Source organism: Microbacterium terrae, from assembly GCF_017831975.1.
Classification (GTDB): domain Bacteria; phylum Actinomycetota; class Actinomycetes; order Actinomycetales; family Microbacteriaceae; genus Microbacterium; species Microbacterium terrae.
On sequence record NZ_JAFDSS010000001.1, the window covers coordinates 1,487,295 to 1,502,798 of the forward strand.

The window sequence follows — 15,504 nt, forward strand, 5'->3', positions numbered from 1 at the left end:
GGCCGTCGGCGTCGGTCGTCCCTGCGAGGATGGTCCGGTGACACCCCCTCCGTTCGTCGACCCCGCTGCGATCCGGCGGCATGTCGACGCGGGCACGTTCGAACGGGGCGCCGCGTACTTCGCGGCGGGCGCCGTTCGGCAGTTCACCTACGATCCGCAGTCCGGCGTGGTCGAGGCCGCCGTAGCCGGGAGCGGCTCGGCCGCGTACCGGTGCCGCGTGCGCCTCGACCCCCGCCGCGACGATCGCCCGATCGCGGCGACGTCGTGCACGTGTCCGGTGCAGTTCGACTGCAAGCACACCGTCGCAGCTCTGCTCGAGTCCAATCGCCGGGCCGCCGCGAACCCCGCGCGCGAGGCCGACGCCTCGTGGCGCACCGTGCTGGCGCCGCGGGCGGCGGCGGGCACCGCCCACACCGCACTGGCCCTCGGGTTCGAGGTGCGCCAGCGGGTACGTCGCGGCGCGTCGCAGTGGGCTCCGGTGCGGGTCGAGACGGCGACCGCACGCGGTCTCCACCGGCACGGCGACGACACCCTCGTCGGGCTGCGGCCGCTCGAGCGGAGCGGCCGCAGCGATGCATGGATCAAGGGCGACGCCTCCTGGGAGTCGGTCCGTCGGCCCGGCAGCGTCTACGCACCCGCCCAGGTGCGGTGGTTCGCCGAACTCCACAGCATCGGGCGCGACATGCGCACCTTCGGCGGCTTCTCCGACGTCTCGGAGTGGCTCACCCTCGACGACATCGAGTCGAGCCTGCTGTGGGGGCATCTCGCGGCCGCGTCGAGCGTCGGCATCGCGCTCACTGCGACCAAGCGCACGCAGAGCGTGTCGATCGCGGCGGAGGCGAGCGTGTCGGTCCGCGCCGTGCCCCACCGCGGCGAGGTGCACGTCGAGCCGCGCGTCGCCATCGCAGGCGAGACGGTGGATGCCGCGCGCGTGCGCCCGATCGGCCGCAGCGGTCTGTACCAGGTGACGGTGCGCGGCGAGCAGCTCGACCTCGTCCTCGCTCCGGTCGGGCTCGACGACACCACGGCGGCCCTGCTGTCGGCCGGCGGCGAGATCACGGTGCCCGAGGAGGATGCCGACGAGTTCGTCCGCCTGCACCTTCCGCGGATCGCGCGATCGTCGACGGTCGAGGCGCCCGGCCTCGACGTGCCGCCGCCCGAGCGGCCCGCAGCGGTGCTCCGCGTGATCTTCCAGCCCGGGCATCGCGTGCAATGGGTGCTGCAATGGCGCTACGCCGACGACACGCATCCCGCGTGGGACTCGGTACCCACCCCCGAACGCGACGCGCGCGCCGAGCGCGACATCCGCGAGCGCGTCGTGACGGCGTGGGAGCAGGCGTCGCCGGTGCCCCTCTCGGCACACGGATCCGCATCCGGTCTCGACGCCGCGGAGTTCGCCTCGAAGCTCCTGCCGCTCCTCGAGGCCGAGGACGACGTCGAGGTCGAGATCAGCGGCACGCGCCCCGCGTACCGGGAGCTCGCCGGAGACCCCCGCATCGCGGTCACCACCGTCGAATCGCCCGACCCCGACTGGTTCGAGCTCGGCGTCGTGGTGACGATCGACGGGCGGCGCATCCCGTTCGCGTCGCTGTTCACCGCGCTCTCGCTGGGGCGCAAGCGCCTGCTCCTCAGCGACGGCGCCCACTTCTCGCTGATGCATCCGTCGCTGCAGCGGTTGAAGGACCTCATCGGCGAGGCGGGCGAGCTCGAGGAGTGGGAGACCGGGCCGCGCCTCAGTCGCTACCAGACCGACGTCTGGGCCGACTTCGAAGACCTCGCGCACGAGGCCCAGCCCGCCGTCTCGTGGCGGGCGACGGTCGAAGGGCTCCGCACCGCCGAGGGCGTGCCCGCCGCGCCCGCCCCGGTGGGCCTCGCCGCCGAGCTGCGCCCGTACCAGCGTGCCGGGTACGACTGGCTCGCGTTCCTGTGGGAGCACCGGCTCGGCGGCATCCTCGCCGACGACATGGGACTCGGCAAGACGCTGCAGATGCTGGCGCTCGTCTCCCGCACCCGAGACGCCGGCGAGCGGCGCCCGTTCCTCGTCGTCGCCCCCACCTCGGTGCTCCCGACCTGGCGCGACGAGGCGGCCCGGTTCGCCCCGGGCCTCCGGGTCGCGGTCGTGGACGGCACCCGCGCGAAGCGCGGACGGACGGTGGAGGATGCCGCCGCGTCGGCCGACATCGTGGTCACCTCGTACACGCTGCTGCGGCTCGACGAGCCCGAGTTCGCGGCGGTCGAATGGGCCGGCCTCGTGCTCGACGAAGCGCAGTTCGTCAAGAACAGCAGGACGAAGGCGTACCGGGCGGCGAAGGGCCTGCGGGCCGACGTGGTGTTCGCCGTCACGGGAACACCGCTCGAGAACAGCCTGAGCGAGCTGTGGGCGCTGCTGTCGCTCACAGCACCCGGCCTCTTCCCCTCCGAGCGCCGGTTCCGCGAGGAGTACATCGGACCGATCGAGAGGGGCAAGGTGCCCGAGAATCAGGAGGGCTCCACGTTCCGTGCCGGACGGCTCGCGCGGCTGCGGCGGCGCATCCGCCCTCTCGTGCTGCGGCGCACGAAAGAGCTCGTCGCGCCGGAACTGCCCGCGAAGCAGGAGCAGCACGTCCACGTCGAGCTGAGTGCGGCGCACCGGGCGCTCTACGACACCGTGCTGCAGCGGGAGCGCCAGAAGGTGCTGGGCCTGCTCGACGACCTCGACCGCAACCGGTTCATCGTCTTCCGCTCGCTCACGCTGCTGCGACTGCTGAGCCTCGCACCCGAGCTCGTCGACCCGGCGCACGCGTCGATCGCCCCGAGCAAGCTCGGCGCCCTGTTCGAGCGCCTCGACGAGGTCGTCGCCGAGGGCCACCGGGTGCTCGTGTTCAGCCAGTTCACCTCGTTCCTCGCGCTCGTGGCCGCACGACTCGACGAGCGACGGGTGCCGTACGCCTACCTCGACGGATCGACGCGCGACCGGGAGGGGGCGATCGAGTCGTTCCGTGCGGGCGACGCGCCGGTGTTCCTCATCAGCCTCAAGGCAGGCGGGTTCGGGCTCACCCTCACCGAGGCCGACTACGTGTTCCTGCTCGACCCGTGGTGGAATCCGGCGGCCGAGGCGCAGGCCGTCGACCGCGCGCACCGCATCGGCCAGGAGCGCACAGTCATTGTCTACCGGCTGATCGCGGCAGGGACGATCGAAGACAAGGTGATGGCGCTCCAGCAGCGCAAGGCGCGGTTGTTCCGCTCCGTGATGGACGACGACGCGCTGTTCGGGCAGGCTCTCACGGCCGACGACATCCGCGGGCTGTTCGAGGCGTGAGCGCCGGGTCCGGGGCCGGCCGGATCGCCATTCTCACGGCCCGTCCGGATGGGCCCTCGCGGACGCCTCGCCTATGATCGTGTGGTTCGACGGGTTGGTCTAGAGGAAACAAAGGGGGAGTCCCATGCGCATCACGGGCCTCGGCCACGCTGGGATGTTCATCGAGACCGCGGGCGGGAGCATCCTGTGCGACCCGGTGATCGGGCCGACGTTCTTCGGCTCGTGGTTCCCCTTCCCCGACAACCGTGGCCTGGATTGGGACAAGTACGGCAAGGCGGACTTCCTGTACGTCTCGCACCGTCACCGCGACCACTTCGACCCGGCGCTCATGGAGCGCCACATCCCGAAGGACATCACGGTGCTCCTGCCGGAGTACCCGACCGACGACCTCGAGCAGGACCTCCGGCGCCTGGGCTACGACAACATCGTCTACACGCAGGCGGGCGTACCGCTGGAGTTCGGCCCGCTGAAGCTCATGGTCACCCCGCTGCGCGCGCCGAGCGACGGACCGATCGGCGACTCGTCGCTGAGCGTGGACGACGGCACCGCGAGCATCCTGAACCAGAACGACTCCCACCCGCTCGACCTCGAGAAGCTGATGGCGTTCTCGAAGCCCGAGGCGTACTTCACCCAGGTGTCGGGTGCGATCTGGTGGCCCATGGTCTACGACCTGCCGCAGGACGCCAAGCAGAACTTCGCGAAGCTCAAGCGCGACGCCCAGAACAAGCGCGCCATGTACTACATCGAGCGGGTCGACGCCGAGCACGTCTTCCCGATGGCGGGGCCGCCGATGTTCCTCCGCGAAGAGCTGTTCCGCTACAACGGCACCGGGCAGGACGGCGACTCGATCTTCACCGACCAGCGCGAGTTCCTCGCGCACATGGCCGAGGTGCGTCCCGACCAGAAGGGCTACGAGTTCGTGCCCGGCACCGTGGTCGAGATCCACGGCGGCGTGCTCACCGTCGAGCAGACGCTGTACACCGAGGCCGAGATCGACCGCATCTTCGACGACAAGTGGTCGTACCTCGCCGAGCAGCAGGCAGCCCGGCAGGACGAGATCCGCGCGGAAGAGGCGACGCGCGCCGCGGTGCTTCCCCCCGACGAGATGCTCGCGGCGATCAAGGAGTGGTGGGAGCCGCTGATCCGTCGCGCCCGCACGATCCGCACCGGCATCGGCGGCAACGTGCGCTTCCGCATCGGCGACCTCGACATGGTCGTCGACTTCCCGAAGGCGAAGGTGCGCGAGTACGCGGGGGAGGAGTGCATCTACTGGTACACGATCCCCGCAGACCTCGTCTCGACGAACATCCGCGACCACGAGATCGACTGGTCGAACTCGATCTTCCTGTCGATGCAGTTCTCGGTGGGCCGCAGCGGCAAGTTCAACGAGTTCCTCACGACCTTCCTCAAGTGCCTCTCGCGCGACCGCATCGAGTACGTCGAGAACTGGTACGCGGAGCAGACCGACCAGACCGAGGATGCCGAGATCGGCGACTGGGTCGTGCAGCGCCGCTGCCCGCACCTGCGCGCCGACCTCACCCAGACCGGCAAGATCCAGGACGGCGTGCTCACCTGCTCGCTGCACGACTGGAAGTGGGACCTCGCGTCGGGCAAGTGCCTCACGAGCCCCGGGCACCCGATCCGCGCCACCGCGGTCGGCTCCGAGGCCACGCGCCACGAGGGCGCATCGGTCGCCTGATACAGACGCTGTCGCCTCTCCACAAAGAGTGACCGAATGGATGCCGCCGCCTTGTGGCGCGGCATCCATTCTGCGTTCGCCGGTATCACCGCCCACCGCCGACGCCACCTGATCACCGTGCCCGCGACCGTGGGCGCACCATTCCGATCAGAGGGAGTCACGCGATGACCACCGTCCCCGTCCGACACGGCGCCGCCGGCGTCACCCTGCCCACCTCGACCCGCCCGGTCCGCGCGCTGCTCGCGTGGGAGTCACGTGCCGAGGCCGGCCTCAAGTCGTTCCTGCAGGCCTGGAGCATCCCCGCGCTGCGCGTCGCGCTCGGCACCGTGTTCGCGGTGTTCGGCGCGCTCAAGTTCATCCCCGGCGCGAGCCCGGTCGAGTCCCTCGTCATGCAGACATGGGAGAAGCTCACCTTCGGCCTCGTCGGCGGGCAGGCCGCGATGATCGCCACCGCGGTCATCGAGGTCGCCGCGGGCGTGCTGCTCCTCGCGGGCGGAGCGTTCGCCCGGATCGGGCTGGTCGTGCTCGCCCTCGCCTTCGTCGGCATCCTGTCGCCGATCGTGCTGCTCCCCGCAGAGGTGTGGAGCGCCGCAGGCCCCACGCTGACGGGTCAGTACATCTTCAAGAACGCGGTGCTCATCGCCGCCGCGCTCGTCGTCGCCTCGCAGGTGCTGCGCGGGCCGTCGGCGAAGCGCTGAACGATCAGGAGGCGGGGCCGGTCCGATTGGGCCGGCCCCGCCTCTGACGCTAGACTGGCCGTCGCAACCAGCAACCTTTAACCCCGTCCCGTGAGGCGGAGAAGGGAGCGGCGGATGAGCACACGAACTGTGCTGCACCAGGCCGACATCGCCCGCGCACTGACTCGGATCTCGCACGAGATCCTGGAGTCCAACAAGGGGCCGGCAGGCCTCGTGCTCCTGGGCATCCCCACCCGCGGCGTCACCCTCGCCGAACGCATCGGCGCGCTGATCGCCGACTTCGCGGGGGCCGCGGTCCCGGTCGGATCCCTCGATGTGACGATGTACCGCGACGATCTGCACCGCAACCCCACCCGCTCCCCGCGCCCCACGCAGATCCCCGCGGGCGGCATCGACGGCAAGGTGGTCGTGCTCGTCGACGACGTGCTGTTCTCCGGGCGCAGCATCCGCGCCGCGCTCGACGCCCTCCAGGACATCGGGCGGCCCGCCGCCGTGCGCCTGGCCGCCCTCGTCGACCGCGGACACCGAGAGCTGCCGATCCGCCCCGACTTCGTGGGCAAGAACCTGCCGTCCTCGCGGGAGGAGCGCGTCAACGTGCACCTCGCCGAGATCGACGGCGTCGACGAGGTGACGATCGCATCATGAGGCACCTGCTCGACACCCGCACCCTCACCCGCGCCGACGCCCTCCGCATCCTCGACGTCGCCGAAGACATGGCCGACACCCAGCAGCGCGAGGTGAAGAAGCTGCCGACGCTGCGCGGCAAGACCGTCGTGAACCTCTTCTTCGAGGACTCCACCCGCACCCGCATCTCGTTCGAGGCCGCCGCCAAGCGCCTCAGCGCCGACGTCATCAACTTCTCCGCCAAGGGGTCGAGCGTCTCGAAGGGCGAATCGCTGCAGGACACCGCTCAGACCCTGCAGGCGATGGGCGCCGACGCCGTCGTCATCCGCCACGGCGCATCGGGCGCTCCGCGCACGCTCGCCACGAGCGGCTGGATCACCGCGGGCGTGGTCAACGCCGGCGACGGCACGCACGAGCACCCCACGCAGGCCCTGCTCGACGCGTTCACGATCCGCAAGCGACGCTTCGGCGCCGACAGCCGCGGACAGGGCCTCGACGGCGTGAAGGTCACCATCGTGGGCGACGTGCTGCACTCGCGCGTCGCGCGGTCGAACGTGTGGCTGCTGACGACCCTCGGCGCACGGGTGACGCTCGTCGCGCCGCCCACGCTCGTTCCGCAGGACGTCTCGGCCTGGCCGGTCGAGATCGTCTACGACCTCGACGACGCGATCGCCGCCGAGCCCGACGCGCTGATGATGCTCCGCATCCAGCTCGAGCGCATGAATGCCGCGTATTTCCCGACTGAACGGGAGTATTCACGCCGGTGGGGCCTGGATGCGCGGCGGCTGGAGGCCCTGCCACCGGCTAGCATTGTCATGCACCCCGGGCCGATGAACCGGGGTCTCGAGATCTCCGCAGAAGCCGCAGACTCGGCCCGCTCGACAGTGCTCGAGCAGGTCGCCAACGGCGTCTCGGTGCGCATGGCCGCGCTCTACCTGCTCCTGGCAGGCGCGGAGCGCGACACCGATACGACGGATGCCTCAGGGAAGGAGCCCACGCAATGAACGAGGTGCTTCTCTTCCGCGGAGCCCTGATCGAGGGCACCGGCGCCGCCGACGTGCTCGTCGAGGACGGCGTGATCGCCGGCATCGGCCCGCGCGTCTCCCGTGCCGGGGCCACCGAGATCGACGCCGACGGCCTCGTGCTGCTCCCGGGGCTCGTCGACCTGCACACGCACCTGCGCGAGCCGGGGTACGAGGCCAGCGAGACGATCCTCACCGGGTCGCGCGCGGCAGCCGCGGGCGGGTACTCCGCCGTGTTCGCGATGCCGAACACCTCGCCGGTCGCCGACACCGCGGGCGTCGTCGAGCAGGAGCTCGCCCTCGGCGAAGCCGCCGGGTTCGTCACCGTGCAGCCCATCGGCGCCGTCACCGTCGGCCAGAAGGGCGAGCGCCTCGCCGAACTCGGCGCGATGGCCTCGTCGCTTGCCCGCGTGCGGGTGTTCAGCGACGACGGCTTCTGCGTGTGGGATCCGCTGATCATGCGACGCGCGCTCGAGTACGTGAAGGCGTTCGATGGCGTCATCGCCCAGCACGCGCAGGACCCGCGCCTCACCGAGGGCGCCCAGATGAACGAGGGGTCGGTCTCGGCCGAGCTCGGCCTCGCCGGCTGGCCGGCGGTCGCCGAGGAGTCGATCATCGCCCGGGACGTGCTGCTGGCCGAACACGTCGGCTCGCGCCTGCACGTCTGCCACCTCTCCACCGCCGGGTCGGTCGACATCATCCGGTGGGCGAAGAAGCGCGGCGTGAACGTCACCGCCGAGGTGACCCCGCACCACCTGCTCCTCACCGACGAGCTGGTGCGCGACTACGACGCCCGCTTCAAGGTGAACCCGCCGCTGCGCCGTGAGGAGGATGTCCTCGCGGTGCGCGAGGGCCTCGCCGACGGCACGATCGACATCGTGGCGACCGACCACGCCCCGCACCCGGCCGAGGCGAAGGCCTGCGAATGGCAGGCCGCCGCGAACGGCATGGTCGGGCTCGAGTCCGCCCTGCGGGTCGTGCAGCAGTCGATGGTCGACACCGGCCTCATCACCTGGGGCGACGTCGCCCGCGTCATGTCGCGCGAGCCCGCCCGCATCGGGCGCCTGGCCGGCCACGGCACGCCGCTGACGTCGGGCCAGCCGGCGTCGCTGACGTTCTACGACACGAAGCCGTCGCGGGCGTTCACGACCGCCGACCTCCGCGGCCGGAGCACCAACTCGCCCTACCTCGGACGCGAGCTCCCGGGCGAAGTGCGCTGGACCCTGCACCAGGGCGTGGTCACCGTCGCCGACGGTTCGGTGCTCGATGCTCCGGGGGTGCGCGCATGACGCAGGCGCTGGCCGTCGCCCTCATGATCGCCCTCGCTGTCGCGCTGCTGGCATCGCTGCTCCTCGCCTGGTGGGTGCGCACCCGCCGCGACGCCGGTCTTGCGGCGCCCGTCGGCGAGGCGCCGGCCGGCGCCACCGAGATCGCGTCGTTCGAGACGCTGTACGTCGCGACCACGCGGGCCGGCGAGCCGCTCGAGCGGCTCGCGATCCGCGGGCTCGGGTTCCGCTCGCGCGCCGACGTCACCGTGCTGAGCACGGGCGTCGCCATCGACCTGACCGGGCAGCCCCGCCTGTACCTCGCCGCCGACCGCATCGCCGATGTGGCCCAGGCGACCGTGACGATCGACCGCGTTGTCGAGTCCGACGGCCTCACGCGCCTGTCGTGGCGCCTCGACGACGGCACCGTCGTCGACTCCTATCTCCGCCCCCAGGATGCTTCCGCCCGCGCCCTCGCGGACGCGATCGGCGGCATCCTCCCCACCCTCCACACGGGAAGCGACGCATGACCTCCCTCTTCACCACCGATCCCGCGGTGCTCGTCCTCGAAGACGGCACGCGCCACGTCGGCCGCGCCTACGGCGCAGTCGGCACCACCCTGGGCGAGGTCGTCTTCGCCACCGGCATGACCGGCTACCAGGAGACGCTCACCGACCCGTCGTACGCCGGTCAGATCGTGCTGCAGACCGCACCGCACATCGGCAACACGGGAATGAACGACGAAGACCCCGAGTCCCGCCGCATCTGGGTGTCGGGCTACATCGTGCGCGACCCCTCGCGCGTCGTCTCGAACTGGCGCGCCGACGAATCGCTCGACGACGCGCTCGTCAGCGACGGCGTCATCGGCATCAGCGGCATCGACACGCGAGCGGTGACGCGCCACATCCGCTCCGCCGGCAGCATGCGCGGCGGCATCTTCTCGGGTGCGGCGGCGAACCTCGACGCCGACGAGCAGGTGCGCCTCGTGCGCGAGGCTCCGCAGATGGCGGGACAGAACCTGTCGGCAGCCGTGTCGGTGTCGGCCGCCGAGATCACTCCCGCGACGGGCGAGCGCATCGGCAACCTCGCCGTGCTCGACCTCGGCGTCAAGCAGGCGACGGTCGACAACCTCGCCGCACGCGGCTTCGACGTGCACGTGCTGCCGCAGGACGTCACGATCGACGGGATCCGCGCGATCGACCCGGTCGCGGTGTTCTACTCGAACGGCCCGGGCGACCCCGCCGCGTCGGGCGACCACGTCGCGCTGCTGCGCAGCGTGCTCGACGACGGCCTGCCCTTCTTCGGCATCTGCTTCGGCAACCAGCTGCTCGGCCGCGCACTGGGCCTCGGAACCTACAAGCTGCCGTTCGGCCACCGCGGCATCAACCAGCCCGTGCTCGACAAGGCCACCGGCCGGGTCGAGATCACGGCGCACAACCACGGCTTCGCCGTCGAGGCGCCCATCGCGGGCACGTTCGACAGCCCGAACGGCTACGGCCAGGTCGAGGTCAGCCACGTCGGGCTCAACGACGATGTCGTGGAAGGCCTGCGCGCCCTCGACATCCCCGCCTTCTCGGTGCAGTACCACCCCGAGGCGGCGGCCGGACCCCACGACGCCAATTACCTGTTCGACCGCTTTGCGGAGCTGGTCCGTGAGGACCAGCGAAGCAGGTTGAGCGAGCGAAGCGAGTCGAAACCCAGCGACCGAACGCGTTTCGACTCGCAAGCTCGCTCAACGACCGGGGCTATCCAGGAGGACCAGCAGTAATGCCTAAGCGCTCAGACATCACCTCCGTCCTCGTGATCGGGTCGGGCCCGATCGTGATCGGCCAGGCCTGCGAGTTCGACTACTCGGGCACCCAGGCGTGCCGGGTGCTCCGCGAGGAGGGCGTGCGCGTCATCCTCGTCAACTCCAACCCGGCCACGATCATGACCGACCCCGACTTCGCGGACGCCACGTACATCGAGCCCATCAACTGGCGCGTGATCGAGACGATCATCGCGAAGGAGAAGCCCGACGCGATCCTGCCGACGCTCGGCGGGCAGACCGCGCTCAACGCGGCCATCGACCTGCACAAGAACGGGATCCTCGAGAAGTACGACGTCGAGCTCATCGGCGCCGACTTCGAGGCGATCAACAAGGGCGAGGACCGCCAGATCTTCAAGCAGCTGGTGCTGGACGCCGGCGCCGACGTCGCGGCATCCGTCATCTGCCACACGATGGACGAGCTCCTCGCCGGCGCCGAGCAGCTCGGCTACCCGCTCGTCGTCCGCCCCTCGTTCACGATGGGCGGGCTCGGCTCGGGCTTCGCGTACGACGAGGAGGACCTCCGGCGCATCGGCGGAGCCGGCCTGCGCGACTCGCCCACGACCGAGGTGCTCCTCGAGGAGTCGATCCTCGGCTGGAAGGAGTACGAGCTCGAGCTCATGCGCGACACCGCCGACAACACGGTCGTCGTCTGCTCGATCGAGAACGTCGACCCGGTCGGCGTGCACACCGGCGACTCGATCACCGTCGCGCCGGCGCTCACGCTCACCGACCGCGAGTACCAGAAGCTGCGCGACATCGGCATCGACATCATCCGCGCCGTGGGAGTCGACACCGGCGGCTGCAACATCCAGTTCGCCGTCGACCCGAAGACCGGCCGCATCATCGTCATCGAGATGAACCCCCGGGTCTCGCGCTCGTCGGCGCTCGCGTCGAAGGCGACCGGCTTCCCGATCGCGAAGATCGCCGCGAAGCTCGCCATCGGCTACCGCCTCGACGAGATCCCGAACGACATCACGAAGGTGACGCCGGCGAGCTTCGAGCCGACGCTCGACTACGTCGTCGTGAAGGTGCCGCGCTTCAACTTCGAGAAGTTCCCCGCCGCCGACACCACGCTCACGACCACCATGAAGTCGGTGGGCGAGGCGATGGCGATCGGGCGCAACTACGCGACCGCGCTGCAGAAGGCGCTGCGCTCGCTCGAGAAGCGCGGATCGAGCTTCCACTGGGGCGCCGTCCCCACGACGAGCACCGGGGCCGAGATGTCGGCCGCGGAGCTGCTCGAGATCGCGAAGACCCCCACCGACGGCCGCATCGTGACGCTGCAGCAGGCGCTCCGCCAGGGCGCCACCGTCGAGGAGGCGTTCGACGCGACGCAGATCGACCCGTGGTTCCTCGACCAGATCGTGCTGATCAACGAGGTCGCCGACTACGTCCGCCAGGCACCCGAGCTCGACGCGGCGACGCTGCGGGTCGCGAAGGAGCACGGCTTCAGCGACGCCCAGGTGGCCGAGCTGCGCGGCGACAGCGAGGCGGCGGTGCGCGGCATCCGTCACGGTCTGGGGCTGCGCCCCGTCTACAAGACCGTCGACACCTGCGCGGGGGAGTTCCCGGCGCTCACGCCGTACCACTACTCCAGCTACGACTTCGAGACCGAGGTGACGCCGTCCGAGCGCACCAAGATCGTCATCATCGGCTCGGGGCCCAACCGCATCGGCCAGGGCGTGGAGTTCGACTACTCCTGCGTGCACGCGTCGTTCGCCCTCGCCGACGCCGGGTACGAGACCGTCATGGTCAACTGCAACCCCGAGACCGTCTCGACCGACTACGACACCAGTGACCGTCTGTACTTCGAGCCGCTGACGCTCGAAGACGTGCTCGAGGTGCTCCACGCCGAGTCGCAGTCCGGTGAGATCCTCGGCGTGATCTGCCAGCTCGGCGGTCAGACGCCGCTCGGGCTCGCGAAGGGCATCGAGGAGGCCGGGTACACGATCCTCGGCACGAAGCCGGCGGCGATCGACCTCGCCGAGGAGCGCGAGCTCTTCTCGCGCCTCCTCGACCGGGCCGGTCTCGTCGCACCCCGCAACGGCACGGCGATCGACGTCGAGGGCGCCGTGGCCGTGGCCGAGGAGATCGGCTACCCGGTGCTGGTGCGCCCGAGCTTCGTCCTCGGCGGCCGCGGCATGGAGATCGTCTACTCGTCCGAGGCGCTGCGCGACTACTTCGTGCGCGTCGCCGACCAGGCGATCATCGGCCCCGGCCTGCCGCTGCTGGTCGACCGCTTCCTCGACGACGCGATCGAGATCGACGTCGACGCGCTGTTCGACGGCGCCGAGCTGTACATCGGCGGCGTCATGGAGCACCTCGAGGAGGCCGGCATCCACTCCGGCGACTCCAGCTGCACCCTGCCCCCGGTGAGCCTCGGCCGCACCGACATCGACCGGGTGCGCGTGGCGACGCAGGCGATCGCCGAAGGCGTCGGCGTGCGCGGCCTGCTGAACGTGCAGTTCGCGATCTCGGCCGGAGTGCTCTACGTCATCGAGGCGAACCCGCGCGCCAGCCGCACGGTGCCGTTCGTCTCGAAGGCCCTCGGCATCCCGCTCGCCAAGGCCGCCTCGCGCATCATGGCGGGCTCGACGATCGCCGAGCTGAAGGGCGAGGGGCTCCTGCCCGAGCAGGACGGCTCGCGCGTGCCGCTCGACGCTCCCGTCGCCGTCAAGGAGGCCGTGCTCCCGTTCAAGCGGTTCCGCACCGCCGACGGCCAGACCGTCGACTCGGTGCTCGGCCCCGAGATGCGCTCCACCGGCGAGGTCATGGGCATCGACCGCGACTTCCCGACCGCATTCGCGAAGTCGCAGGAGGCCGCCTACGGCGGCATGCCGCTCGAGGGCACCGTGTTCATCTCCGTCGCCGACAGCGACAAGCGCGCCGTGATCCTGCCGGCCCACCGTCTGCAGGAGCTCGGCTTCGACCTGGTCGCGACCGAGGGCACCGCTGAGATCCTCTCGCGCAACGGCATCGACGTGCGCGTGGTGGGCAAGTACTCCGAGACGCAGGAGTCGGGTGCGACGAACATCGTCGACCTGATCAACGCCGGCGAGATCGACATCGTCGTGAACACCCCTTCGGGCGGCACGGCGCGGGCCGACGGCTACGAGATCCGCGCGGCGGCCGTCGCCGGCGACAAGGCGCTGTTCACCACGATGGCCGTCCTCGGCGCCGCCGTCAGCGCGCTGCCGGTGCTCCGCGAGGGCTTCGGCGTGAAGAGCCTGCAGGAGTACGCCGCGGACCGGGCGGTGCGCTCGTGACCTCGTTCGGAGAGCGCCTCCGTTCCGCCGTCGACGCACGCGGGCGCCTGTGCGTCGGGATCGACCCCCACGCGTCGCTCCTCGCCGAGTGGGGGCTGGATGCCTCGGCAGCCGGCGTCCGCGAGTTCGGCCTGCGCGTGGTCGAGGCCTCGGCCGGCGCCGTCGGCATCGTCAAGCCGCAGGTGTCGTTCTTCGAGCCGTACGGCTCCGCGGGGATCGCGGCGCTCGAAGACGTGATGCGCGCGGCGCGCGACGCCGGTCTGCTCGTGCTCGCCGACGCCAAGCGCGGCGACATCGGGTCGACGATGGACGCGTACGGCGCCGCCTGGCTCACGCCCGGTTCTCCCCTCGAGGCCGACGCGATGACCGTCAGCCCGTTCCTCGGCGTCGGCGCCCTCGACGGCACCTTCAAGATCGCCGAGCGCGGCGGCAAGGGCGTCTTCGTCCTGGCCGCGACGAGCAACCCCGACGGCCGCGCCCTCCAGGGGGCCGCGCTCTCCGACGGACGAACGGTCTCGGCCGGCATCGTGGCCGAGGTCTCGGCGCGCAACGCCCGGACCACGCCGGAGGGGGAGTGGGCGAGCCTCGGGTTCGTCGTCGGCGCGACCGTCGACTGGCAGGAGGCGGGACTCACCGCATTCGCCCCGCCCGCGCCGATCCTTGCACCCGGGTTCGGCTTCCAGGGCGCCGACGCCGGCGAGCTCGACCGCCGCTTCGGAGAGGCCGCCCCGCTCGTGATCGCGAGCGAGAGCCGGAGCATCCTCTCCGCAGGCCCCGGCGGCATCGCCGCGCGCGTCGCCGAGCGCGCCGAGCAGTATGCGAGGGTTGATGTCTGACGCACGCACCCCTCCCGAGGTCGATCGGGTCGCGGCGTCGCGACGCGCCGTCGCCGCACGGCGCGAGCGCGCGGCGCTGAAGAAGGACGTCGCGATGCGGGTCATCACCCCGCAGGAGCTGCTGCGCCGAGCGCTCGCCAACCCCGAGTCACCCGCGGGCGCCATGCGGGTGACCGAGTTCCTCACGAGCATCCCGGCGATCGGCGAGGGCAAGCGCGACCGCATCCTCTCCGACCTCGAGATCTCGCCCGTGAAGCGCCTCGGCGGGCTCGGCTCGCGCCAGCGCGATGCGCTCGCCCGCTTCCTCGACGACCGCTGGCCCGAGCTCGCGCCGCGGCGCGGACGCAGCCGGCTCGTCGTCCTCGCTGGGCCGACCGCCGTCGGCAAGGGCACTGTCGCCGCGCACATCAAGGAGCACCACCCCGACATCCACCTGTCGGTCTCGGCGACCACGCGGGCTCCGCGCCCGGGCGAGGTCGACGGCGAGCACTACTTCTTCGTCGACGACGCCGAGTTCGACCGCCTCGTCGCCGACGGCGAGCTGCTGGAGTGGGCGACGGTGCACAACCGCCACCGCTACGGCACGCCGCGCGGTCCGATCGAGGAGGTTCTCGCCGACGGACGCACCGCGCTGCTCGAGATCGACCTGCAGGGCGCTCGCCAAGTGCGCGCCGCGGAGCCCTCGGCGACGCTGGTCTTCCTCCTCCCGCCGAGCTGGGACGAGCTCGTCCAGCGCCTCGTCGGGCGCGGCACCGAAGACGAGGAGGAGCGCGCGCGACGCCTCCGCACCGCCAAGACCGAGCTCGCCTCGCAGGGTGAGTTCGACTTCCGCGTGGTCAACGACGACGTGGCGCGAGCCGCCGACGAGGTGTCTCGTCTCGCCCACTGATCCGCTTCGGGGCGAGCCTCCCGTAGACTAGGGGGATGCCTGCGCTCGCGCAGGCCCGCAGATCTCCGCTTCATCCGCCATCCGATCCAGGAGGTTT

11 protein-coding genes are annotated in these 15,504 nt (G+C 71.1%); all 11 read left to right on the plus strand.

Features of this window, described 5'->3' with window-relative positions; genetic code table 11:
• Window positions 1-37 precede the first annotated feature (37 nt).
• The 11 genes from JOD63_RS18195 (at window position 38) to gmk (ending at window position 15,407) form a co-directional block, all read left to right on the plus strand.
• The gene (locus JOD63_RS18195) at window positions 38-3,298 is read left to right on the plus strand and encodes a DEAD/DEAH box helicase (protein ID WP_045276879.1); all 3,261 of its coding nucleotides are present in this window, start codon (window positions 38-40) and stop codon (window positions 3,296-3,298) included.
• A 124-nt stretch (window positions 3,299-3,422) separates the two neighbouring features.
• Window positions 3,423-4,997, plus strand: a complete 1,575-nt coding sequence (locus JOD63_RS06905) for a Rieske 2Fe-2S domain-containing protein (RefSeq protein WP_045276880.1) — start codon at window positions 3,423-3,425, stop codon at window positions 4,995-4,997.
• 164 nt (window positions 4,998-5,161) lie between these two features.
• Window positions 5,162-5,695 carry a DoxX family protein gene (locus JOD63_RS06910; protein ID WP_084613717.1) on the plus strand — a complete coding sequence of 178 codons (534 nt, stop codon included), beginning with the start codon at window positions 5,162-5,164 and terminating at the stop codon, window positions 5,693-5,695.
• A gap of 114 nt (window positions 5,696-5,809) precedes the next feature.
• Entirely contained in the window at window positions 5,810-6,340 is a 531-nt protein-coding gene (gene pyrR / locus JOD63_RS06915; protein WP_045276881.1) for a bifunctional pyr operon transcriptional regulator/uracil phosphoribosyltransferase PyrR, read from the plus strand.
• Window positions 6,337-7,323 (plus strand): aspartate carbamoyltransferase catalytic subunit, encoded by a 987-nt coding sequence (locus JOD63_RS06920; RefSeq protein WP_045276882.1) that lies wholly within the window; start codon window positions 6,337-6,339, stop codon window positions 7,321-7,323. The genes pyrR and JOD63_RS06920 overlap by 4 nt, the downstream gene beginning before the upstream one ends.
• Entirely contained in the window at window positions 7,320-8,630 is a 1,311-nt protein-coding gene (locus tag JOD63_RS06925) for a dihydroorotase (protein ID WP_045276883.1), read from the plus strand. The genes JOD63_RS06920 and JOD63_RS06925 overlap by 4 nt, the downstream gene beginning before the upstream one ends.
• Window positions 8,627-9,136: a PH-like domain-containing protein gene (locus tag JOD63_RS06930; RefSeq protein ID WP_045276884.1), complete on the plus strand. Its 510-nt coding sequence runs from the start codon at window positions 8,627-8,629 to the stop codon at window positions 9,134-9,136. Before JOD63_RS06925 ends, JOD63_RS06930 begins: the two co-directional genes overlap by 4 nt.
• Window positions 9,133-10,374, plus strand: a complete 1,242-nt coding sequence (gene carA / locus JOD63_RS06935) for a glutamine-hydrolyzing carbamoyl-phosphate synthase small subunit (RefSeq protein ID WP_245243880.1) — start codon at window positions 9,133-9,135, stop codon at window positions 10,372-10,374. The genes JOD63_RS06930 and carA overlap by 4 nt, the downstream gene beginning before the upstream one ends.
• Window positions 10,374-13,682: a carbamoyl-phosphate synthase large subunit gene (gene carB / locus JOD63_RS06940; protein ID WP_045276885.1), complete on the plus strand. Its 3,309-nt coding sequence runs from the start codon at window positions 10,374-10,376 to the stop codon at window positions 13,680-13,682. The genes carA and carB overlap by 1 nt, the downstream gene beginning before the upstream one ends.
• The gene (gene pyrF / locus JOD63_RS06945) at window positions 13,679-14,518 is read left to right on the plus strand and encodes an orotidine-5'-phosphate decarboxylase (protein ID WP_045276886.1); all 840 of its coding nucleotides are present in this window, start codon (window positions 13,679-13,681) and stop codon (window positions 14,516-14,518) included. The genes carB and pyrF overlap by 4 nt, the downstream gene beginning before the upstream one ends.
• Window positions 14,511-15,407, plus strand: coding sequence for a guanylate kinase (gene gmk, locus JOD63_RS06950; protein ID WP_045276887.1), 897 nt, complete (start codon window positions 14,511-14,513; stop codon window positions 15,405-15,407). Before pyrF ends, gmk begins: the two co-directional genes overlap by 8 nt.
• The last annotated feature ends 97 nt before the right edge of the window (window positions 15,408-15,504 follow it).